We start from the raw sequence: 21,387 nt of genomic DNA on the forward strand, positions 1-21,387 counted from the left end.
GCCACATTATCAAGGGTCGCAAATTATACAGTAAAAATGAGTCAACAGTTAGTGATTACTGCCTATATTTAAAAAACTTAAGATAAAATTAATACATTGTCGTTATTTAATACTGCGGCCTTCGTGCCAACGATATCATCAACGTTGAGTTCGTTAATTAACACTTCGCCTTGAGCTTGCTGCTCATCACTCAGTGGCAAGTAAGGTAATCTAAATACCGGGTTTACTGCGCCAGTCATCATCATTGCGGTGTTAATAGCAATCGGGTTTGGCTCGCAAAACAACCAGTTCATTAAAGGTTGTAATGAGGTATTTAACGCATCATTTTTAGTATCCATTAATTGGCGGAACAACCCAGGAATAAGATTAGAGGTGACCGAAATAACACCGTGTGCTTTGTGCACATGGCGAGCGTCGTGTGCTTCGTCATCGTTACCTGACCAACACGCAATGCCTTGCTGCTCGTAGTGTGCAATACGTTCATTACCACCACACTCTTTTATACCAATTAGGTTAGGATGCTGTGCTAATGGCTCAATAATATCTGGCGTTAGGTCTTGCCCTGTACGCCCTGCTACGTTGTAAATAAACGCAGGGCCTATATCAAGTACTCGTTTAAAGTGCTCGTTTACACCGGCAATAGATGTACGGCCATAATACGGGTTAATTTGCAGCGCTGCATGCATGCCACTGGCAAAGCCGTATTTAGTGGCTTTTATTGCTTCACGGGTATTATTACTGCCTGTATTACCTACAATCAGTAGCTTATTGCCATACTTGTTTGCACTGTGCGCAATAAGCATTAAATGCTCTTCCCAGTTCATTAACTGGCCTTCGCCGGTTGTACCACCAACTACAATGCCATCTACTCCCGCTGCAATCTGTATTTCAACGAGTTCATCGTATTTTGGTAAATCTATTTCACCATTGGCCAAATACGGGGTTTTAATAGCGGTAATTAAGCTTGCTTGTTTAATTTGTTCTAGGGTGCGCATAAAAATTCATTATTTATAAAACTTGCGCTATTTGTAACATACTTGCGCGCATTTTTGCAGGCCTAAGCGAATAATAAACGTAAAATGGCTTGTGTTATTTAGTTTGATAATACAAAATATAAACACTGTACATTTAAACAGTGTTTGTATTTTTAACTTTAAGCGAGCCTTTATGCGTTTATCTAACTACTTAGCCACTCATTTTTATAATACCGATGAGCTTTGCCATGCTTTAAATATTGATGCCGAGCAGCTAGATACATGGCAACAGCACAGCGTATTTCCTAAACCAAGTTATTGTATAAAAAGTCAATTAAGTTGCAGCTCGTACTCTGGATTGTATGAATGTGAGGAATACGATGATTATTACCCGCGCGGCTGCGTAAATTGGGGCCAAGGGCTTATAAAACAAAAGATTGAATCATCGAGTAATGCCTTTAATTATTTTGCACAGCAATACACGGCAAGCCTTAGTAAGCTTGCCCAGCAAGGCTTTACCTTTAACGAAGAATTGTTTGGTTGTGAGATAGAAGAACACCTACAACAAGTATGGCAACAGTTTTTATGTAGTAAATATGGTGTGCTAACACAAAACGGGTTAATTGACGAAATAGTATGTGTTGATATTGGCAGGTTATTAGTTGACGACATCACTGAGCTGCGCACTAAAGCATCCTTAAATCAACAGGAGCGGACGCAACTACACCCCGCAATGAAGCTATTAAACAAGGCGCTAGGCCACGGGGCAGATCACGAAAAACAACAGACCCTACGCGCTCGATACATAGATGCGCTTATTTTAAAATACGATTTATCTATAAAATAAACAGATAGTAAAAGCTATAACTTAGCAAGGTGTTATAAAACTTTAAAAGGCGATATATAATTACATCGCCGTTTAAAATAACTGAGTCAATTAGCTATATTTAGCCAATTGATTTATACACTTCAATATTACTACTGGTCACTAAGCCCGTTACTTGCGTACCGAAGGCTTTAAAATGCGGCTCATTTTTATGCGCTTCAAAATGTTCATCAGATGCCCATTGCTCACTCACTAAATAAGTCGTTTGCTGAGCATCACTTTTAACCGATAGCTCATAACGTAGGCAGCCTACTTCTTGGCGCGAGTACTTTTGTAGATTTTCGAGTGCGGTTAATACAACGTCTGCATCAATATTTTTACCCGAAATAGTGGCGATTACCGTTAACATGCTCAGTCCTTTTTAAAAAATAAAGGTGCAGACTTTCTGCACCTAATATCGTGTTGCGTATTTTATTACTGATCCCACTGCGGCGCAAAATCTGGCGTTGCTTGGCGGTCACCACAATCAAGGGCATCAATACGGGCAATGTCCTCATCATCTAACTTAACATGGTCGTTAAAGTTATCTTCTAAGTTTTTACGCTTAGTTGATGATGGAATGGTGCTCATGCCATTAGCGTTTACCCATGCAATAACCACCTGCGCTGGCGATGCATCATGCTTATTGGCAATATCAATAATTGTTTGGTCTTTAAGTACTTTACCGACTACGAATGGCATATACGCTGTTACGTGTATATCGTGCTGGGCACAAAATGCGCGTAATTTAGTATTAGTTAAGTATGGGTGAACCTCAATCTGGTTAGTAAATATTTCACGCGAGTCAAGCGTTTGCATTGCTTCGTTTAAGTTTGCAATGGTGAAGTTTGATACACCAATGTGTTTAGTTAAACCAAGCTGTTTAGCTTTTAATAACTCAGTGAGGTATTCGCTCATTGGCTCATCATTTGAAGATGATGGCCAGTGTATAAGCAGTAAATCGACCGACTCTACTTGTAACTTTTCAAGTGATTTTTTTACACTGGCAATAAAATCAGTTTTATTGAGTTTATTGTTCCACACTTTAGTGGTTAAAAATATTTCACTACGAGGGATGTTGCTATCTTTAATGGCTTGGCCTACTTGCTCTTCATTACCATAAATTTGCGCAGTATCTATATGGCGAAATCCTACTTCTAACGCCATTTTTACTGAATTGTAGGCGGTGTCGCCTTCTAAACGGAATGTTCCCATGCCTAAATCTGGCATTTCAATTACACGTTGTGTCATGGCTCTATCCTTATAAAATAATCGGTTAAAAATACAAACTTTTTAAAGTTTTACAAAATACACCTTTTACTTATTTTGTGTTGTCACTTAAAATTAATGACCTCAATACAGGTAATGAGGCCATTAATTTAAGTTTCAACCTTAACAGAAAATAGTTTACGCTTGCTGAACTTCTCGCTTATCAAGCAGCATGCCACTGTAACAGGTTGCAATTAATGCTAAAGCAGAAATTGCTGCGCCTATCCATGCGGTGTCTTGTAAGGTCATGCTCTCTACAATACTGCCACCAATCATTGAGCCCAGTGCTATACCAATATTAAATGCCGCGATGTTTAAGCCCGATGCGACATCTACGGCATTAGGAGTGTGCGTTTTAGCTTGTTTGACTACATAAAGCTGCAAGCCTGGTACGTTACCAAATGCAAATGCCCCCCATATTAAAATAGTCAGTACTGCGGCTACTTTTGATTCCATGGTAAAGGTAAAAGCCAATAAAATAACTGTTAACGCGCTAAATATAATACTCAGTGCGCTAATTGGGCCGCGTTTGTCGGCCAATTTTCCGCCCCATATATTACCAACTGCTACCGACACACCATAAACCAGCATTATTAAACCAATAGCTGAGGGGACAAAGCCAGTTTGCTGCTCTAATATAGGTGCTAGGTAAGTAAACGCGGTAAACGTGCCGCCGTATCCTAATATAGTCATTAAATAAACGAGCAATAAGCGCGGCTTAACAATAACCTGAAGCTGCTCTTTAAACGTCGCCGGAATAGACTGTTTTAAGTTTTTTGGTACTAAAATAGCGCTACCAATTAAAGCAATTAAGCCCAGTAGCGACACCACTAAAAACGTTGCACGCCAGCCAAAGTGTTGGCCAATCCATGTACCTAATGGCACACCCGTTACAAGTGCAACAGTAAGACCCGTAAACATAATAGCGATAGCACTGGCTTCTTTGTCTTTACTTACTAAGCTTGTGGCAATCATAGAGCCAATTGAAAAAAACACCCCGTGAGCTAGGCCTGTTAGTATGCGCGCCAGTATGAGTGTTTCATAACTCGGTGCTTGCCATGCAAGTAAGTTACCTACTACAAATAAGCCCATTAAGCTTATTAATACAATTTTACAGTTCCATCGCCCGGTGAGTGCAGTTAGTACCGGCGCACCAATGGCTACACCTACCGCATACAAACTCACCAATAAACCCGCTGAAGGTAGGCTTACGCCTAAATCGTTTGCAATGGTAGGTATTAAGCCTACTATTACAAACTCGGTTGTTCCTATTGCAAATGCGCTTAAGGTGAGCGCCCACAAAGCTAATGGCATAGTTAAATCCTCGTAATTAGTTTAGGCGTGCAGTTTGACCAAAAAAGCATTTGCAAAAAATAGCATTAGTGACAAAATACTTTTGTAATTAATGCAAAAGTAAGGTGCTCAAGTATGGCTCCGCATGCCAAAACAGAAGACTTAGAAATGTTTTTAACGGTAGTTGATAGCGGTAGTTTTTCTGCTGCGGCTAATTTGCTTGATCAACAAGTAGCTAAGGTGTCGCGTGCGGTGTCTCGCCTTGAAAACACACTGCAGTGCACTTTATTGAACAGAACGACACGCAGATTAGAGCTTACTGAAGAAGGCCATACCTTTATAAAATATGCGCGTGATGGCTTAAACACTCTGCAAACTGGCGAAGAAGCACTTAAGCTTTTAAAACAGGCACCAAGCGGAAAGTTAAGAATAGATGCAGCAAGCCCGTTTGTATTACACCAATTAGTGCCACACATTGATGAATTTACGAAGCAATACCCGCATATCACGCTTGATATAACCTCCCACGACAGCATTATTGATTTGCTAGAGCATAAAACCGACTTGGCCATTCGCATTGGCGATTTGAAAGATTCTAACCTGAATGCTAAAAAGCTCGGCGTCAGTAAATTATATTTAGTCGCAAGCCCAGCGTACTTAAAAACTACACCCGATATTTCAAAAGTCAGTGATTTAAGCCAACACAAACTTATTGGTTTTACAGACTCCCCAAAATTAAACAACTGGCAGTTAAAATCCACTAGTCATTTAAAATTTAAGCTAATGGCCAGTAGCGGTGAAACCGTGCGTCAATTATGCTTAGCAAATCAAGGTATTGCACTGCTTTCGCATTTTATGATTGGTGATGATTTAAAAACAGGTAAGTTAATTAAAGTACTACCTAATAGCATAACCACACCTAATAATCGCGAAGTTGTGCAGGCGGTTTATTACAAAAATAGCGCGGTATCGTCGCGCATTGTCGCGTTTTTAGATTTTATAAAGCCAAAGCTTTCATTATAAGTGACTCATTTGGGCGCTAAGTTAGTATAAACAATATTAAAATAAAAAAGGGACGCTATGGACTCATTAACGCAAATAGCATTAGGCAGTGCTGTAGGGCATGCAGTTTTAGGTAATAAAGTAGGCCGCAAAGCTGTTTTATGGGGAGCAGCCTTAGGTACTTTGCCGGATTTAGATGTATTTATACCTTACGGTGGCCCTGTAGAAGCATTTACTTACCATCGTGGTTTTAGCCACTCTTTATTAATACATTTATTAATTAGCCCACTCATTGTTTGGCTTATTTTAAAAATACACACAGGCATGCAAGCTTATAAAACACGTTGGTTTTGGCTTGTATTTTTGTGTTTATCTACCCATGCCTTACTCGATAGTTTAACTGTGTATGGCACACAACTACTGTGGCCACTAACCGAGTACCCGTTTGCTATTTCAAGCATGTTTATAATCGATCCACTTTATACGCTGCCCTTACTCGTTGGTGTAGGTTATGCATTATTGCCAAAAATAAATAGTACGCGTGCATATAACATAAATGCCACAATGCTTGTGCTTAGCAGTATGTATTTATGTAGTTCGTTTATTTTAAAAGTAATTATTGACGATAAGGTGACGGCTGCCCTTTCTGACAGGCAAATCAAAGTTAACAATTATATAAGTACCCCTGCGCCACTCACTACGCTGTTATGGCGTATTGTAGTTATGTCTGATGGGCAATACTACGTCGCATATGCGTCGGTATTTGATGGGCCAAATGAGGTTACATTAAATGCCTACAACACCACTCCCTCATTATTAAATGATATAAATAATGAGTGGGGCACCAAACGCTTGCAGTGGTTTACTAAAGGTTTTTACAACGTACATCAGCGGCAAAGTAATATAATACTCTCTGATTTACGAATGGGTATGGAGTGTAATTACGTGTTTAACTTTGTAGTTGGTGTAAAAACAAATACGGGAATTGACGAAGGCAACTACGAAAAAATCAGTCAACGCCCTCAATTAAGTAAAATGAGCAATATATGGGATAGAATTTGGGATTCTAAAGTATCGTTAGCACAAACAAATACAAAAAGTGGATGCCATTAAATCATAGAATAAGCAGAGTTAATTACCCGACCTAAAATAACGCAAAAGTTATTAGCGCTGCTGTTTTTTTTGCTGATACATTGCCCTATCAGCGTCTTCAATCATGCTCTCTACGGTTTGATGGGTGTCAGACGAGTAATTAACAATTCCTGCACTATAGCTAATATTGTATGGTTTATTTGAGTCTATATTTACTTGGTTAATTTCATCAGCAAGATACTTTAAAACAACCGCGTTATTACTTTCACCTGAGTCGCTTATCATTACAACAAACTCGTCGCCTCCTAAACGCCCTATTACATCAGCATCTTTAAATACGTTAAGTAAGGTTTTAGCAAACATGTTTAAAACCAAATCACCTTCGTGGTGGCCGTAAAAATCATTAATTTGTTTAAATTTATCTAGATCAAACAATATTATAGATATTGGAAGCGCATTTTTTTTGCACATATTAAAAGTGTGCTCAGCAAGGCTTAAGAAACCACGGCGATTAGAGATTTTGGTTAAATCATCAATTGTTGCAAGCTGAATAGATTGAATTTCTTGTTCTACAAGTGCACCCAAATCTTTAAGCAGTTGTTGATCTTCATAACTAAAGTGCCTTGGCTTGGTGTCAGCTATGCACAACGTTCCAATGCTTAATGCCTCAGGCAATACAAGCGGGTAACCTGCATAAAATCGAATATTTGGATCATTTAAAACGAATGGATTGTCAAAAAAACGTTCGTCCGTTTGGGTATCATTAATTATAAGCAAATCGTTATTATTAATTGTATGCCCACAAAATGAGGTATCTCTGGGTAACACACGCGGCTCAATTCCCTGCTTAGATTTAAAAAACTGCCTATCCTCATCAATTAATGTAACCAATGAAATAGCTACATTAAACATACGCCTAGCAATACGAGTTACACGATCAAATCTTTCTTCCTGATCAGTGTCTAATGTTTTTAGGTCTTTAAGAGCACGTAACCTGGCTTCTTCATTTACAGGGACGGTTGGTTTAATCATCTAAGCCTTAACGTTCTATATTTAAGTTTTTTGGATTAATATATTAAAATTAGAACATTACAATTCAAAAGCAACACACCTTTAAAATTAAAAGCCAGTCTTAAATTAGTAATATATATACTTTGCTAATTTAAATGCTCGTATTGACCTCGATAAACTTCAAATACCTTCAAAACAGTTTGCTGCTCTTTGCTCAAGTTATCAAACCAATCATCAAACAACTCATCGTTATCTTGCTCACTCAATGCCATATATTTGGCCAACAACTCAATGATATCGTTGTGCGTGCAATCTATAGGGTTAATTTGTTCAGATAAGGCACTGTGATCGCGCTCTCTTAGGGTTTCCATCACCCCTTGATCTATTTGTTCTTGTTGTATTGCGTCACTCATACATAACCTCTGTAATAACTTTTTACCGTTTTCAACTTTTAAATATAGTTATAACAGCCTAAACAGCAATAGCCAGCATTTTTGATTTAAGTGCTTATTTTTTGATTTGTTTGCGCAATAAGCCAACAAAAACGGCCCTTTTAAGGAACATCGCCACTTGCAATGTAAAAATAAATACGTTAAATTTAAATGATATATTATCACATATCATTTATTGAGGCGTATTATGAAACCAAATATTCATCCTGATTACCAAGTGGTTGCTTTTCACGATACCGCTGCCGATTCTTATTTTATTATTGGATCAACAATTAAAACAGATCGTACAGTAGAAATTGACGGTAACACTTATCCTTATGTTCCTATTGACGTATCAAGCGATTCGCACCCGTTTTATACTGGCAAGCAAAAAACAGTTGCAACTGATGGGCGTGTGGCGCAATTTAATCGTCGTTTCAAAAACCTATCTACCGCTAAAAAAGCTGATTAATAGGTTTTCTCATGCTTTATCGCGTTTTAATTCTTTTATAGTGAATTCGAAGGTTTTGCTGGAAATAAAAAGCTTTGCTTAACGCAATAGAGGTATGAAATTCTAGTAACAAATTTGTTGTAGCAATACCGCCGGGCTTTTATGTTACTCGGCGGTATTTTTATTTTTTATGATTATTTAACGACTACCGAAAATTCAGGAGATGCCTGAATCACTTTTTTAACAGTACATGTATTTACTGCAGCAATTAGTGCTTTTTTATACTTAACCGGAAATCCATCCGGTAAGTTAATTTCAATCGAAAATAATTTTTTACCATTATCGTCTACATTTTCATTATTTTGTTTAAGGGTCATACCTTCGGTAGAGATATCTCGTTGCTCACAAAATTTACGTGCATAAAAACCTGCACACAACACCATACTTACTAAAAAATAATCAAACGGCTCTGGGTGCTCTGCACCGCCACCAGCATTAATACTTTGGTCGCTTATTACTTCTAAATCGCCAAATTTAGCGCTTTGCTTTTGACCTTCTAATAACGATACTGAAATTTCCATTGCTTTTCCTTTTTATTCTAAATTTAAACTATGAACCAAATAATAATTCAAAAAAACCCGGTGGTTCGTGAAGCTCATGGTATTTTTTTCGTAAATTATCAATGTTTTTTAATGACTCTTTAGCAGCATTAAGCCCCTGCTCGTTAGCCGCTTTTTTAGCAAGCTTAGCTTGGGTAATTACCTTATTAAGACCTTGTATAGATTGTTCAGGCTCTTGGTAAAATTTCGCTGTTTTACTAACTTCCACAAGACTTATAAATTCCTCAATTGCGATATTAAACTCGTCTAATTCCTTTGCTTGAACAGCTTTTTTATAAGCAAGGCCAGTGTTTTTCATATTGACTTCAAGATCGACATTCTGCTGTGCAAAAGAGCTGGAACTAAATAGAATTGTTAAAATAATAACTAAAAACTTCATGATCAAACCTATTTATTAAAAACAGTCAAATTGTACCAAGTTTACGTATCAAAGTAACTTAAGGAACAATTAATGCCAGCAAACTGTAAAGGGGCTTTACACGTAACAATTACCTATTTAGTTTTTAATAATGAAAAAAATTCAAAAATAAACATTTTTTTGAAAAAAAGCCTTACATAAAACACATCTAAAAACTGTATTCACATACATAATGCTTACAATAGTGTAGATATAACACACAGCACCTACTTTTGTAGTTTAATATTTATTTAATTAAATACTTCTCAATAAAAAATTAACGCTATAAAAATCAGCTAAAAAATTATCAAAACAACAAATATGTAAATAATATAAATACATGGCAAACACATAATGTAACTCAGCTTTAGAAGTAATCCTATATACACACCACGACTAATGCAAAAAAGACAACAATATATATAAAGATTATTTCAAGTTGCTTATTTACCAGTAAGTTACTTACTTTTAATAAAATTATCTGCATGCAATAATCGCCGCCCTCATAACAAAAGCTATTGGTTCTTATCAAATACACAGTGTATTTATTAAAAAGAAATATTGTTTTTAATTATTAGAAATCTCCTTTGGGAAACACATGAAACGTCATAATTTACTTTCTACTAGCATTAAATGTGCATTAATTACTGCTGCTGCAACAGCAAGTAATTCAGTGCTTGCACAAGATGAGCAAGCAACAAAAATTGAACGTGTTGAAGTAACGGGTTCACGTATCTTACGTGAAGGTGCTATTGCACCGGCACCAGTAACAGTGATAAGCGGTGAACAGCTTATTAATACTGGCGCTGTAAACATTGGTGAAGCACTTAACAATTTACCAGCACTTGGCAATACTTATTCTATGGCTAACTCGGGCCGTTTTATTGGTACTGCTGGTTTAAACATTCTTGATTTACGTAACATGGGTACAGACCGCACCTTAGTACTTGTAAATGGTAAGCGTCATGTATCAAGCTCTGCAGGCTCTCAATCAGTAGATACAAATACGATTCCAAGTGTATGGGTTGAGCGTGTAGAAATTATCACAGGTGGTGCGTCCGCTGTATACGGTGCTGACGCGGTTACAGGTGTTGTGAACTTTATATTAAAAGACAATATTGAAGGTATGGACTTTAGTGTTACCCGAGGTTTTGCCGATTTAAACAGCTACAACAACGAAAAAGCGACGTTCTCGTACGGCTCTAACTTTGATAACGGTCGTGGTAATGCAGCGTTTGCTATTGAGTACTCAGGCCAAGATTCATTAAACGCGCTTGATCATCCTTGGACAAGTACTTCTTTTAGAAGCTTACACAATCAAGCTCAAACTGATAGCAATAAAGATAGCAGTGATTTTCCTGATGATATTTTAACGCCTAACGCCGGTCTTTACGCTATTAATAACGCGGGAGTTTATGCTCTTGAAGATTCAACTAAGTTTATTAATAGCTTTAACCCAGATAGCAGCGCCCGTGACTTATACATAGGTAATAACGTAGATTTGTATTCATGTGCAGAATGTGACTTTTTTAACTTAAGCCAATTTGAAGAAATTCAACCTGAGTTTGAGCGCTACAACGTAAACTTTAAAGTTAACTACGATGTTACCGACGACTTAAATGTCTACTTTGATGCAAAATACGTAAACAGCCAAGGCGAAAGCATCGGTCAACCTGCGTTTTTCTTTTTTGACAGCGACAATAGCATTAAAATCGACAACCCTTACCTAGACCCAGCCATTAAAGCACGTATGGAAGAGGAAGGTGTTGATTCAATCGTGGTTAACCGCATGATGACAGACCTTGGCCGCCGCATTGAAAACAATACTCGCGAAACTACGCGTTTTGTTACCGGCTTAAAAGGTACTGTATTTGAAGATTGGGAATTAGATACATCAGTTGTGTATGGCCAAACTGATCTAGAGCGTGAAAACGGCGCTAACATGATTTTAGCCAACTACTTTAATGCACTTGATGCCGTTGAAGATGCAAATGGCAATATTGTATGTCGTAGTGCTGCAGCACAAGCTGACGGCTGTGTTCCTGTAAATATTATGGGGTTCGGCACACCATCTCAGCAAGCAATTGATTACATAAATACAGTATCTGTTGGCACATCAACTATTAAGCAAACAGTTATTTCTGGCTCACTTGCTAATGGCGCTATTTTTGAATTACCTGCAGGTTACGTAGGTGTTGCATTTGGTGCTGAGTACCGTAAAGAAGAAAGCGAAACAAAAGAGCCTGATAACGCCGAAGGTACATTTTTTAACGCACTGGGCGAAGATAAAGGTTCGTTCAATGTTCGCGAAGTGTTTTTTGAAGCGACAATGCCAATTTTAACTGACTTGCCACTTATCCAAGACTTAGTATTTGATACCGCAGTACGTCATGCTGACTACAGTACGATTGGCGAAGCAACTAGCTGGAAACTTGGCCTTGATTGGACTGTAAATGATGAGCTACGTGTACGTGTAACTCAATCTGCAGCACTTCGTGCGCCAAATATAAGTGAAGTATTTGGTGCTGCAAGTCAAACTTTCTACAATGTAGACGACCCTTGTCGCGCAGATAATCTAGGCAATTTATCTAATGCTACCACACGCTCTGCTAACTGTGCCGCGTTAGGTGTAGCGAGCGACTTTAATTCAGGTTACGATGCCGCTTCTTTAGATGGTTTAACAAGCGGTAACCGTGAGGTGAAAGGTGAAGAGTCAACAAGTACTACTGTAGGTATTGTTTACCAACCTGAATTTTTAGAAAACGCCGTACTTACAATAGATTATTGGAAAATTGAACTTGAAGATGCGATTGACACAATCGACGCGCAAGATATTCTTGACCGTTGTGTTGATAGTACCACGGGTATAAACAACCAGTACTGTAATTTAATTACGCGTAATGCAAATGGCGAAATTTCGCTAATTCAAAACTCAGTATTAAATGTTGCCGGTCAAAAAGCATCTGGAGTAGATTTTGAATTAGGCTATGACTTTGAAGCGCTTGAAGGTAGCTTTAAAACTCGCTTAATTGGGACATATTTAATTGAACGTAAAGATTACCCGTTCCAAGATGATCCAAGTAACTACATCGAATATGCAGGTACAACCGGTGAAGCTAAGTGGCAAACTAACTTATCTATAACTTACGCTATGGATAATTTTTTCTCAACAGTTGAAACACGCTTTTTAAGCGAAGTAGATTTATACACAAATGTTGAGCTTGAAAACAACCCTAACCCAAGTAATCAAATGTCTTACGGTAAATACTTTATCACCGATATGACTGTTGGTTACAACTTCGATAGCGGCTTAGGCGTTAAAGTAGGTGTCGATAACCTATTTAACCGTAAACTTCCGTACGGTTCACTTGGTACAAGCGCGGAAAGTGCAAGTTACGACAACATTGGCCGCTTTGGCTATATTAACTTAAGCTACAGCTTATAATAAAATAACTTAGTTAAAATAAAGGCTCGCAGTGCGAGCCTTTTTATATCAAACCGCTTAATTAAGTAATCTATTTTAGGATTGGTATTATTGCGCTCTATTTTATATTGCTTAGCCATACACTTTGATAAGGCTCAAGCTCTATTATTAATTGCTCTTCCTCAACTGTTTTACCAGCAACTAAATCAAACCATTGCTGAGTATTGATTAAGTTTAAATCAGCTAAAGTAAGTGTTTGTGGCTTATCAGTAATATTGTATACACAAAAAATACTTTGACGCCTATCAATGCTTTGCCTCCAAAAGCCAAATAAGCCACCCGCTAAATGGAGCGTAAATTGTGTCGCATTTGGATGAAAGGCACTTTGATTTTTACGTACAGCTAATAAACTTTTTATACCATTAAATACTTTATGGTGATGACTGTACTTCTCACCAATTGCAGCCAATAACTTTGACTCTTGCCAACGATGACGATTAATAGCACGATTATGCTGAGAGTTTTCAAAGCGTTCATAATCATTGGTAGTACCCAATAAACTATGAATATAAAGCCCAGGTATTCCCTCTAGTGCAAACATAATGGCGTGAGCACACATAAATCGCTCTAAGCCAAATTTATCAGGGCCATTGTGCGTACCTTGCATTGCATCAAATAAAGCGATATTTAACTCATAAGGTGTATGCGTGCCATCGTTACTAGTACGCATAGATACCCTGCCACCAAATTGCATAGTGGTACTTACGAGTGAAGCCACTTCGCTGGGTTGTAACAAACCTTCTATTGGCCTAAGCCCTATCCCATCGTGCGATGCAATAAAGTTAAAATAAGCGGTGCCGTTTTGCGCAGGTGGCATGCTCATCATCCAGTGCTTAATAGCTGTGCTATCGCCACTTAATAATGTATGCAGCAACAATGGCGGTAAAGCGAAATTATAAATACTGTGCGCTTCGTTAGCATTACCAAAATAAGATAGGTTCTCTTGGTTTGGTATATTAGTTTCGGTAATAATCACTACACTTGGCTCAGTGTGCTCAATAAGAGTACGTATAAGCCTAACTGCTTCATGTGTTTGCGGTAAATTAATACAATTTGTATTAAGTTGTTTCCATAAAAAAGCCACTGCATCGAGTCTAAATAAACGCACGCCATTATCTAAATAGTGTCGAATAATTTTTATAAACTCTTTTAAAACTTCCGGGTTACCAAAATCAAAATCAACCTGGTCGTGGCTAAACGTACACCATACATGTTTGTCGCCACTGGGGGTTGTTACTGTATTTAGCAGCGGTGATGTACGAGGTCGCACTACTTGGCTCAAATCATCCGTTAAGCTGGCTGTTTTAAAGTAATCTTTACCAGGGTCTAAGTCGTTTAAAAAGTTTTCAAACCACACACTTCTGCTCGAGCAATGGTTAATGACTAAATCTGCCATAAGCTTTACGTCTTTAGCTATATTTTGAATGTCATTCCAATCGCCCAGCGATTCGTTTACCTGTGCATAGTTCATAACCGCAAAGCCTTCATCAGAGCTGTACGGATAAAATGGTAAAATATGCAGCGCATTAAGCTGCATATCACAGCGCTCTTTTATAAAACGATGAAGTGTTTTAAGCGGTGCTTCAATTGGGTCAGAGACAGCAAATTCACTATCGTCATGCTTTATAATAGAATCGCCGTAGGCAATTAATATTATATCTTGCTCATCCCATCGGTTTGTATGAGGTGTGGGGTCGCGCAGTGGATTGCTGCCTAAAATAATTTTAATAAGCTGCTGAGCAAGCTCAGTAACCGATAATGGGAGCTCAACACCATCATAAATAATATGAAGATGCTGCTCTACCCGCTGTAAAAATAAATCGCTAACTGAAATCACATGCGCCCCTTTTATTATTAGTATTAATCTGAACTCTGTTTAAAAAATTAACCTGTAAATAAAACCATAGAGATGGTTAATTTTATTATCCAGAGTTTAGGTTCTCTTAACTGTATTCTTCGTTATCTAGCTCTACAGCTTCTTTTAAGCGTTCTAGTACGTCTGGCATTGCTGATACAACACGGTTCCAACTTGGCACAAATGGCGCTTCCATTGGGTTTTCTAAAAAGTGCTGACCTGCTTCCATTATGTTTTGCGCAAACATCTCTACGGCTTTTTCTTCTTGGTGAACGTCAAGCGTTAAGCCATTCATAAGTGCATCGTTATGGTAGGTTTCGATAAAATCTAAGCCAATACGGTAATACGTTGCTTTTAATGAGCGAATTGTCTCACTTGTAAAAGTAACGCCTTGAGTAGCTAGTTTTCTAAATAATGCTTTAGTGATATCTATAGACATTTTAGATAAACCTGCACTTTGATCGTCAAGTGAAAGCGCTTGATGTTTATGATCGTAATTATCGGCAATATCTACTTGGCACAAGCGGTTATGTGAATAGTTACGGTACATTTCGCTCAGCACACCAATTTCAAGGCCCCAATCACTTGGAATGCGAATATCATTTAATACATCGCGTCTAAACGAAAATTCACCTGCTAATGGATACCTAAATGAATCCATATATTCAAGGTAGTCGGTATTACCCAAAATAGTTTTAAATGAGCGTAATAATGGCGTAACTAATAAACGCGATACACGGCCGTTAATTTTGCCGCTTGCAGTACGTGGATAAAACCCTTTACAAAATTCATAGTTAAAACGCGGGTGTGCTACAGGGTAAATTAAACGCGCAAGTAAACTTCTATCATAGGTTAAAATATCGCAATCGTGCAGTGCTATTGACTCCACTTCGGCAGTGGCTAATTTATAGCCCATGCAATACCATACGTTTCTGCCTTTACCAAGCTCCCTAGGGGCTACACCTAGCTCTTGCAGTTCTTTATCAAGCGCTTTTAAACGAGGTCCATCGTTCCATAGTACTTTATGGTTTTGATTCAACTCTTTAAAAAAACTAAGCGCATGACGATACTGCTCTTCATTTGCTCTATCTAAGCCAATCGTAATTTGCGATAAATAAGGTACATCCCTTAATTCGCTAATTATATTTTGAAGTGCAGGGCCTTCAAGTTCACTAAATAACGAAGGGAGTATTAACCCCATCGGGCGTTTTTTGCTAAAGCTAAGTAGCTCTTGTTCTAAATCTTCAATTGGTCTGTCGGCAATATTATGTAAAGTCGTGATAATGCCATTTTGATAAAAATCAGCCATGAGATGTTTGCTCCTCAGAAATACTTAAAATACTGCTAATGCACTGCAGCGACGTTATTTCTTCAATCCACCCTTGTGGCGCTGGCGATTGAGAATAACGTGCTTTGTTGTGCGATAATTTAACCGGCTTTTTACTGGCCGGATTGGCAATAATAATGGCGATATTTGCGTGCTCTAACATTTGCTTATCGTTATCGCTATCACCTAGTGCAATGACCGTGAGAGGCTTTCTAAAATGATGGGTAAACTGTTTAACTAACCACTGCTGTGCAGCGCTTTTGTCGGTGTTTTTAGCTATGTGAATAAATCGGCCACCAATTTTAATATCGTAGCCGAGTGCTTTTATATCTTGTACAAAGGCACTGAGTAACTCATCGTCACCGTACCAATAAAGGGGATCTGAATAATCGCGGGTTTGGGCACGCCTTGCTTGCGCATTATCGAGGCCTGTAAGTTCAGATATTTGCTCACTCGATAAATCGCTAAACAATTTATAATGCGCTTTATAATCGCTTCTTAAAGTATCTAAATCCTTTAATAAACTAGATAGTGGCTTAGCCAGTGCATAGCACCAATATGCGCCTACTTTTTTACAACCAATAGGCTTGAGTTCAAAATAATCTTCTGGAATGTAAACAGCAGCGCCATTTTCTACAATAAAGGGTTGTTGAATATTTAAATCGTTTTTAAGCTCAACTACTTCACAAAATGTTTTACTGGTATTAAACACAACAGGAATATGCGCGCTTTGTAGCTGCTGTAATAACTCACTAATATTATTTGTATTGTAATCAGCATGATCCAGCAATGTACCATCTAAATCTGTAAATATAATTGGTTGCAGCATTTCATCGCTTGTAAGGTGCATGCCGCTAATATCACGGTTGCTATCGAGTTCAATTAAAGCATTTGCCTTTGTGCTTAATGTATTTAAATTCTCTCGCGTAATTCGCTCAAAATGAGAAATAAAATACACCAGCTGCTCGTTATTCATCGTACCCGAGCCTTCACCTTTTTTAGCAATTAGTTTTTGTTCTTGTTCTTGTCGCCATGTAAAAACATCGCTAAAACTGGGCGCTTTAAGCATCACGGTGTAATCAATTAAGCTAAAAACAGATTTGTATTCGTTTGCCAAACAACTATTTACACAACGACGCCAAACACCTTCTTTATCGTATTGTTGCTCTAGTTCGTTAAGTGGCTCGCTTAGTGAAAATGGTGGCTGCGGCTCGCTGCCTACACACCAGCCTTCTAAAATAACAATATCGACGGGTTTGTCGTTTGTAACCCATTCGCTTTTAGGTACGCAGTCGTCTTCGTGTTTATTAAAACGAGGAAGTGGTACGTTTGTCTCGCCAGCGAGTAGATTAGTAATTGTGCTATTCATAAGTGCCACATCGTGGGTCCCAGGTACGCCACGTGTGGTAAATAGAGGGTGTACATCGCTTGCAAGTTCAGCGCGTGCTTGTTTTGCTAAATAAAAATCGTCAATAGACAACGCGACACTATTAAAAGGTGTGTTTTTAGAAAACCAAGTAACTAAAAAATCGGCGAGTGTTGTTTTACCTGAGCCTTGGCATCCATTTATAGCAACAAAAATAGGAGTATTTGTTTTTTTAGATTCTAGGATGTCATGCGCAAGTGGAACAAAATATTGTTCACTTAAATATTGATACTTTAAAGGCAGTTGATGTTTTGTTAAAAACGGGGTTATATCCACAATATTGGCCTCTGACATAGTAACTCCTTTGCATACAATGCGTTCTAAGAATTAAATGCAGGTACTAGACCATTATTTTTTTTGTATATATTTTAGTTACTTAAAAAAATAGCGCATTTAAAATGCGCTATTATGGTGCAATATTTTCAACTTGCGTGCATTACTCATTTTCTTGAGGCTGCGCCTTGGGTAAAACTAAGTTTAGAACAATGCCTAAAATAGCACATAAACTTACACCCTCTAGGCTAAATTGGCTGCCACCAATATGCATACCGCCAATGCCACATACCAAAATAAGTGCAACAATACTTAAGTTACGCGGGGCGGTTAAATCATCACCCGACTTAACTAACGTATTTAAACCAACTACAGCAATAGAGCCAAACAGTAAAATCATAATGCCGCCCATTACCGGTACTGGTATGGTTTGTAAACCAGAGCCCATTTTAGCAACAAAGGCTAAAATAATGGCGATAACAGCTGTCCACATCATTACTTTTGGGTTGAAGTTTTTAGTAAGCATGACTGCGCCCGTAACCTCTGAATATGTAGTATTAGGCGGGCCACCAAATAACGATGCAGCAGAAGTAGCAAGGCCATCACCAAACAAAGTACGATGAAGTCCAGGCTTTTTCAAAAAGTCTTTATTGGTAACTTGGCTAATAGCCATCATGTCGCCAATATGCTCAATAGCAGGGGCGATTGCTACTGGCACCATAAACAAAATAGCTTGCCATTTAAACTCAGGCCATGTGAAGTTTGGAACAGCAAACCACTGTGCGTTAGTTACCGCATCAAATTGCACAACCCCCATTGCCAGCGATAAACAATAACCCGCTACAACGCCTGCTAATATAGGAATAAGCTTAAATACCCCCTTACCCCACACAGCAAAAATAAGTGTAACCACTAACGAGAACAACGAAATATAAATAGCGCTGTTGTAATCAATAATTTGAATACTACCGTCACCACTTTTCCCCATGGCCATATTTACAGCGACGGGTGCAAGTGCAAGGCCAATCACCATAATTACTGGGCCTACAACAACAGGCGGTAAAATTTTATGAAGCGTTGCGACTCCTTTAAACTTAACTAATAAGCTTAAAAGCATATAGGCAAAGCCTGCCGCCATTAAGCCGCCCATAGTGGCAGGTACGCCCCACATTTGCACAGCAGCTATAATAGGTGCAATAAAGGCAAATGAAGAGGCTAAAAATATAGGTACTTGGCCTTTCGTCACTAATTGAAACAGTAACGTACCAATACCCGCATTAAAAAGTGCCACATTAGGATCAAGGCCAGTTAAAAGTGGCACCAATACTAACGCACCAAATGCTACAAACAGCATTTGCGCGCCAGTTAAAATAGTTTTTATCGAAAAAGTGTCATTCTGCTGCACTGAATACTCCTAAACAGTACCAAAAATTTTGTCGCCCGCATCACCCAAACCAGGGATAATATAGCCCTTTTCGTTTAAGTGGCTATCGACTGATGCTGTAAATATTTCAATATCAGGATGAGCCGCTAATGTTTTTTCAACGCCTTCTGGCGCAGCAACAAGCACAATTACTTTAATCTCTTTGCAGCCCGCTTTTTTAAGCATATCGATTGTTGCAATCATAGAGCCGCCTGTGGCAAGCATAGGGTCAATCACTAAGCTTAAACGCTCATCAATATTACCCACTAGCTTTTCAAAATAGGGAACAGGCTCAAGTGTTTCTTCGTTACGTTCAAGGCCAACAACGCTCACCTTAGCTGCAGGTAAAAGCTGCATTACACCATCCATCATGCCAAGGCCTGCACGTAAAATAGGCACTACGGTAATCTTTTTACCTTTAATGTGTTCAACCTTTAGCTTGTTGCCATCCCAGCCTGTAATTTCGTTATCTTCTAATTGTAGGTTTTTAGTTGCTTCGTAGGTTAATAATGTACCCACCTCAGAACATAATTCACGAAAGCTTTTTGTACTAATACCATGCGCACGCATTAGGCCTAGTTTATGTTGAACAAGAGGGTGTGAAATAACGTGAATAGCCATGATATAAACCTACTGATACAAGAATTTGCGGTATTTTATATTAAAAAAGGTCATTTGACCTGTAGTTTTAGTAAAGATTTCATAGATCGTGCCAAAATTGACTGATTTGATTGATATTTATGCAAACCACCAACCCGTTGTGTTTATTAAATGTTACTTGCTAACGTGATATTTACCTGCTTAAGCATGTAACTATTAATTTTAAAATGCTCAGGGCTCCAGCCTGCTAAAAAGCGATAAAAATCAGCCCATGCTAGCGGCCATAATTCTTGCCACTGTGCAGTAACATCATCAGCATCAATAGTTGGCTGATAAATTTTAAGTGCACTTTTTAAATGCGTAAAATAATAAGCTAAATATTCATCTGCGTGATCATGTAGCTGCTTATCATTAAAGCAACTGGTCATAAAGTACATCACATCTATAATCCCTACCCCAGCACCCACATATTGAAAGTCATACCCTAGTATTTTACTTTGCTCATTTGCAGCAAAATTAGCAAGTTTAGCATCGCCATGAATCAGCGTTTTATAGTGCGATGTTTGCAATATTTTATCTATTTTATGTGCAGCACGTTTAATATCGGACTTTTTATCGGCGTGTTCACTTAATTTATTAAACTCATCGGGTCGTGTGCTTAAATGCCAATAGTTACCTTGTTGCCATAACCCGTTAGCGGGTTTATTTAAGTTAAACGCATGAAAGTACGCAAGCCACTCTAATATAGCTTTAACATGTTGTGGTCCTGCTTGAGCAAACCCGTGTTTGGTGAAGTTTTTAAAGACCAGCGCGTATTCATCGTCTTTATTAATTGCACTTATACATTCGATGCTTTTTGCTGTGCTAGGTAAAAACGGGCTATAACGCTTATAAAAAGTGTATTCAACGCTATAAGAGTACTGTTTTCTTTTTAGTGCAAATTCGCTTTGTTTAATTTTAGGATGGTGTATGTGGCTTGGTATTTTAATTGCCTTCACGACACAAGGCTCATCATCAAGCTTGCACTGAACAATACTGCCACATCCACTCCAAAGTGATGTAAGCGTATCGCCAATTTCAATGTGCTTAAAGTGAGGTTGTAATAAAGGAATGTAAAATGCCATAGCTACATTAAGTAATTAAATTTTATATAGTTTAACATTAGAAGATATTTTTAATAAAAGTACATAATAAAAAATCCTACGGTTTAGCAAAAATATACTTTTCTTTTGAAGTGAAGCCAACTTAGCTTATCTAATCGATGTGTACTCGATTCTAATTGAAAGTGCCAAATTAGAGTGGGTGTTGTACTTATTATTGTTTTTCTGTGTTACGAAATTTCATAGCAACAACAATTGAAACACCAAAAACAGCGCAATAAATAACGCCAAAATATATATTGAGAACAACAAAAGACATGATTGAAAAACAAAAAGTTATTAAAGCTACTACAGCCCAAATAGTAGCGACATTAAAGAAATTCTTCTCATCATATCCATTTTTAAACGTACGTACTGAATAGATTGATAAAGCTAATATCCCCAAAACCTGAGGAATGTATTCAAATATCATTGTGAGACTCTCCTTGATCACA

Annotated in this window: 20 protein-coding genes; 5 read left to right on the plus strand and 15 right to left on the minus strand. The window is 38.1% G+C overall.

All coding sequences use genetic code 11. The features are described from left to right. Nucleotides 1–77 precede the first annotated feature (77 nt). Entirely contained in the window at nucleotides 78–995 is a 918-nt protein-coding gene (dapA, locus tag J8L73_RS16155) for a 4-hydroxy-tetrahydrodipicolinate synthase (RefSeq protein ID WP_211018627.1), read from the minus strand. Nucleotides 996–1,167: 172 nt separating this feature from the next. Here dapA and J8L73_RS16160 point away from each other — a divergent pair, with 172 nt between their 5' ends. Beyond that, nucleotides 1,168–1,821, plus strand: a complete 654-nt coding sequence (locus J8L73_RS16160; RefSeq protein WP_211018629.1) for a DUF6058 family natural product biosynthesis protein — start codon at nucleotides 1,168–1,170, stop codon at nucleotides 1,819–1,821. A 100-nt stretch (nucleotides 1,822–1,921) separates the two neighbouring features. Here the strand turns inward: J8L73_RS16160 and J8L73_RS16165 are convergent, their stop codons facing one another. The 3 genes from J8L73_RS16165 to J8L73_RS16175 all read right to left on the minus strand — a co-directional run bounded on the left by J8L73_RS16165 (nucleotide 1,922) and on the right by J8L73_RS16175 (nucleotide 4,422). Further along, the gene (locus J8L73_RS16165; protein WP_211001400.1) at nucleotides 1,922–2,209 is read right to left on the minus strand and encodes a putative quinol monooxygenase; all 288 of its coding nucleotides are present in this window, start codon (nucleotides 2,207–2,209) and stop codon (nucleotides 1,922–1,924) included. 65 nt (nucleotides 2,210–2,274) lie between these two features. Then, nucleotides 2,275–3,090: a 2,5-didehydrogluconate reductase DkgB gene (gene dkgB, locus J8L73_RS16170; RefSeq protein ID WP_211018631.1), complete on the minus strand. Its 816-nt coding sequence runs from the start codon at nucleotides 3,088–3,090 to the stop codon at nucleotides 2,275–2,277. A 156-nt stretch (nucleotides 3,091–3,246) separates the two neighbouring features. Beyond that, the gene (locus J8L73_RS16175) at nucleotides 3,247–4,422 is read right to left on the minus strand and encodes an MFS transporter (RefSeq protein WP_211018634.1); all 1,176 of its coding nucleotides are present in this window, start codon (nucleotides 4,420–4,422) and stop codon (nucleotides 3,247–3,249) included. A gap of 114 nt (nucleotides 4,423–4,536) precedes the next feature. Between J8L73_RS16175 and J8L73_RS16180 the strand changes: the two genes are divergently transcribed. Both J8L73_RS16180 and J8L73_RS16185 read left to right on the plus strand, forming a co-directional pair. After that, entirely contained in the window at nucleotides 4,537–5,424 is an 888-nt protein-coding gene (locus tag J8L73_RS16180) for a LysR family transcriptional regulator (RefSeq protein WP_211018641.1), read from the plus strand. A gap of 57 nt (nucleotides 5,425–5,481) precedes the next feature. Further along, nucleotides 5,482–6,516: a metal-dependent hydrolase gene (locus J8L73_RS16185; protein ID WP_211018643.1), complete on the plus strand. Its 1,035-nt coding sequence runs from the start codon at nucleotides 5,482–5,484 to the stop codon at nucleotides 6,514–6,516. Nucleotides 6,517–6,567: 51 nt separating this feature from the next. Here the strand turns inward: J8L73_RS16185 and J8L73_RS16190 are convergent, their stop codons facing one another. Next, the gene (locus tag J8L73_RS16190; protein WP_211018645.1) at nucleotides 6,568–7,527 is read right to left on the minus strand and encodes a sensor domain-containing diguanylate cyclase; all 960 of its coding nucleotides are present in this window, start codon (nucleotides 7,525–7,527) and stop codon (nucleotides 6,568–6,570) included. 125 nt (nucleotides 7,528–7,652) lie between these two features. After that, complete coding sequence (locus J8L73_RS16195) at nucleotides 7,653–7,919, minus strand: hypothetical protein (protein WP_211001394.1); 267 nt, start codon at nucleotides 7,917–7,919, stop codon at nucleotides 7,653–7,655. 226 nt (nucleotides 7,920–8,145) lie between these two features. Here J8L73_RS16195 and J8L73_RS16200 point away from each other — a divergent pair, with 226 nt between their 5' ends. Beyond that, nucleotides 8,146–8,409: a type B 50S ribosomal protein L31 gene (locus J8L73_RS16200; protein ID WP_138681851.1), complete on the plus strand. Its 264-nt coding sequence runs from the start codon at nucleotides 8,146–8,148 to the stop codon at nucleotides 8,407–8,409. 173 nt (nucleotides 8,410–8,582) lie between these two features. On the opposite strand, the gene J8L73_RS16205 is transcribed toward J8L73_RS16200, so the two are convergent. Together J8L73_RS16205 and J8L73_RS16210 are read right to left on the minus strand one after the other, a co-directional pair. Next, nucleotides 8,583–8,969, minus strand: coding sequence for an OsmC family protein (locus J8L73_RS16205; RefSeq protein ID WP_211018647.1), 387 nt, complete (start codon nucleotides 8,967–8,969; stop codon nucleotides 8,583–8,585). A gap of 28 nt (nucleotides 8,970–8,997) precedes the next feature. Continuing rightward, nucleotides 8,998–9,387 carry a cytochrome b562 gene (locus tag J8L73_RS16210; RefSeq protein ID WP_211001391.1) on the minus strand — a complete coding sequence of 130 codons (390 nt, stop codon included), beginning with the start codon at nucleotides 9,385–9,387 and terminating at the stop codon, nucleotides 8,998–9,000. A 616-nt stretch (nucleotides 9,388–10,003) separates the two neighbouring features. Between J8L73_RS16210 and J8L73_RS16215 the strand changes: the two genes are divergently transcribed. After that, nucleotides 10,004–12,850: a TonB-dependent receptor gene (locus J8L73_RS16215; RefSeq protein WP_211018649.1), complete on the plus strand. Its 2,847-nt coding sequence runs from the start codon at nucleotides 10,004–10,006 to the stop codon at nucleotides 12,848–12,850. Between the two features lie 97 nt (nucleotides 12,851–12,947). On the opposite strand, the gene J8L73_RS16220 is transcribed toward J8L73_RS16215, so the two are convergent. From J8L73_RS16220 to J8L73_RS16250, 7 genes are all read right to left on the minus strand, one after another. Continuing rightward, the gene (locus J8L73_RS16220) at nucleotides 12,948–14,726 is read right to left on the minus strand and encodes a sugar phosphorylase (protein WP_211018651.1); all 1,779 of its coding nucleotides are present in this window, start codon (nucleotides 14,724–14,726) and stop codon (nucleotides 12,948–12,950) included. Nucleotides 14,727–14,832: 106 nt separating this feature from the next. Then, nucleotides 14,833–16,053: a glycosyl transferase gene (locus J8L73_RS16225; RefSeq protein ID WP_211018653.1), complete on the minus strand. Its 1,221-nt coding sequence runs from the start codon at nucleotides 16,051–16,053 to the stop codon at nucleotides 14,833–14,835. Next, nucleotides 16,046–17,791: an HAD-IIB family hydrolase gene (locus tag J8L73_RS16230; RefSeq protein WP_211018656.1), complete on the minus strand. Its 1,746-nt coding sequence runs from the start codon at nucleotides 17,789–17,791 to the stop codon at nucleotides 16,046–16,048. The genes J8L73_RS16225 and J8L73_RS16230 overlap by 8 nt, the downstream gene beginning before the upstream one ends. A gap of 142 nt (nucleotides 17,792–17,933) precedes the next feature. Further along, nucleotides 17,934–19,175, minus strand: coding sequence for a uracil-xanthine permease family protein (locus J8L73_RS16235; RefSeq protein WP_211018665.1), 1,242 nt, complete (start codon nucleotides 19,173–19,175; stop codon nucleotides 17,934–17,936). 9 nt (nucleotides 19,176–19,184) lie between these two features. Next, nucleotides 19,185–19,814: a uracil phosphoribosyltransferase gene (upp, locus tag J8L73_RS16240; protein WP_138681844.1), complete on the minus strand. Its 630-nt coding sequence runs from the start codon at nucleotides 19,812–19,814 to the stop codon at nucleotides 19,185–19,187. 146 nt (nucleotides 19,815–19,960) lie between these two features. After that, nucleotides 19,961–20,917: a DUF1679 domain-containing protein gene (locus tag J8L73_RS16245; RefSeq protein WP_211018667.1), complete on the minus strand. Its 957-nt coding sequence runs from the start codon at nucleotides 20,915–20,917 to the stop codon at nucleotides 19,961–19,963. A 190-nt stretch (nucleotides 20,918–21,107) separates the two neighbouring features. Beyond that, nucleotides 21,108–21,387 (minus strand): hypothetical protein (locus J8L73_RS16250; RefSeq protein ID WP_211018669.1); only part of this gene is annotated, 280 nt, incomplete at its 5' end.

Source organism: Pseudoalteromonas sp. MMG006 (assembly GCF_018101025.1).
GTDB lineage: Bacteria > Pseudomonadota > Gammaproteobacteria > Enterobacterales > Alteromonadaceae > Pseudoalteromonas.

Excerpts from the sequence above, each read along its gene's own strand:
- J8L73_RS16185 (WP_211018643.1), top strand. The coding sequence starts at position 5,482 with ATGGACTCATTAACGCAAATAGCATTAGGCAGTGCTGTAGGGCATGCA.
- dapA (WP_211018627.1), bottom strand. The coding sequence starts at position 995 with ATGCGCACCCTAGAACAAATTAAACAAGCAAGCTTAATTACCGCTATT.
- upp (WP_138681844.1), bottom strand. The coding sequence starts at position 19,814 with ATGGCTATTCACGTTATTTCACACCCTCTTGTTCAACATAAACTAGGC.
- J8L73_RS16175 (WP_211018634.1), bottom strand. The coding sequence starts at position 4,422 with ATGCCATTAGCTTTGTGGGCGCTCACCTTAAGCGCATTTGCAATAGGA.
- dkgB (WP_211018631.1), bottom strand. The coding sequence starts at position 3,090 with ATGACACAACGTGTAATTGAAATGCCAGATTTAGGCATGGGAACATTC.
- J8L73_RS16230 (WP_211018656.1), bottom strand. The coding sequence starts at position 17,791 with ATGTCAGAGGCCAATATTGTGGATATAACCCCGTTTTTAACAAAACAT.
- J8L73_RS16160 (WP_211018629.1), top strand. The coding sequence starts at position 1,168 with ATGCGTTTATCTAACTACTTAGCCACTCATTTTTATAATACCGATGAG.
- J8L73_RS16165 (WP_211001400.1), bottom strand. The coding sequence starts at position 2,209 with ATGTTAACGGTAATCGCCACTATTTCGGGTAAAAATATTGATGCAGAC.
- J8L73_RS16190 (WP_211018645.1), bottom strand. The coding sequence starts at position 7,527 with ATGATTAAACCAACCGTCCCTGTAAATGAAGAAGCCAGGTTACGTGCT.
- J8L73_RS16210 (WP_211001391.1), bottom strand. The coding sequence starts at position 9,387 with ATGAAGTTTTTAGTTATTATTTTAACAATTCTATTTAGTTCCAGCTCT.
- J8L73_RS16200 (WP_138681851.1), top strand. The coding sequence starts at position 8,146 with ATGAAACCAAATATTCATCCTGATTACCAAGTGGTTGCTTTTCACGAT.
- J8L73_RS16245 (WP_211018667.1), bottom strand. The coding sequence starts at position 20,917 with ATGGCATTTTACATTCCTTTATTACAACCTCACTTTAAGCACATTGAA.
- J8L73_RS16205 (WP_211018647.1), bottom strand. The coding sequence starts at position 8,969 with ATGGAAATTTCAGTATCGTTATTAGAAGGTCAAAAGCAAAGCGCTAAA.
- J8L73_RS16195 (WP_211001394.1), bottom strand. The coding sequence starts at position 7,919 with ATGAGTGACGCAATACAACAAGAACAAATAGATCAAGGGGTGATGGAA.
- J8L73_RS16215 (WP_211018649.1), top strand. The coding sequence starts at position 10,004 with ATGAAACGTCATAATTTACTTTCTACTAGCATTAAATGTGCATTAATT.
- J8L73_RS16180 (WP_211018641.1), top strand. The coding sequence starts at position 4,537 with ATGGCTCCGCATGCCAAAACAGAAGACTTAGAAATGTTTTTAACGGTA.
- J8L73_RS16225 (WP_211018653.1), bottom strand. The coding sequence starts at position 16,053 with ATGGCTGATTTTTATCAAAATGGCATTATCACGACTTTACATAATATT.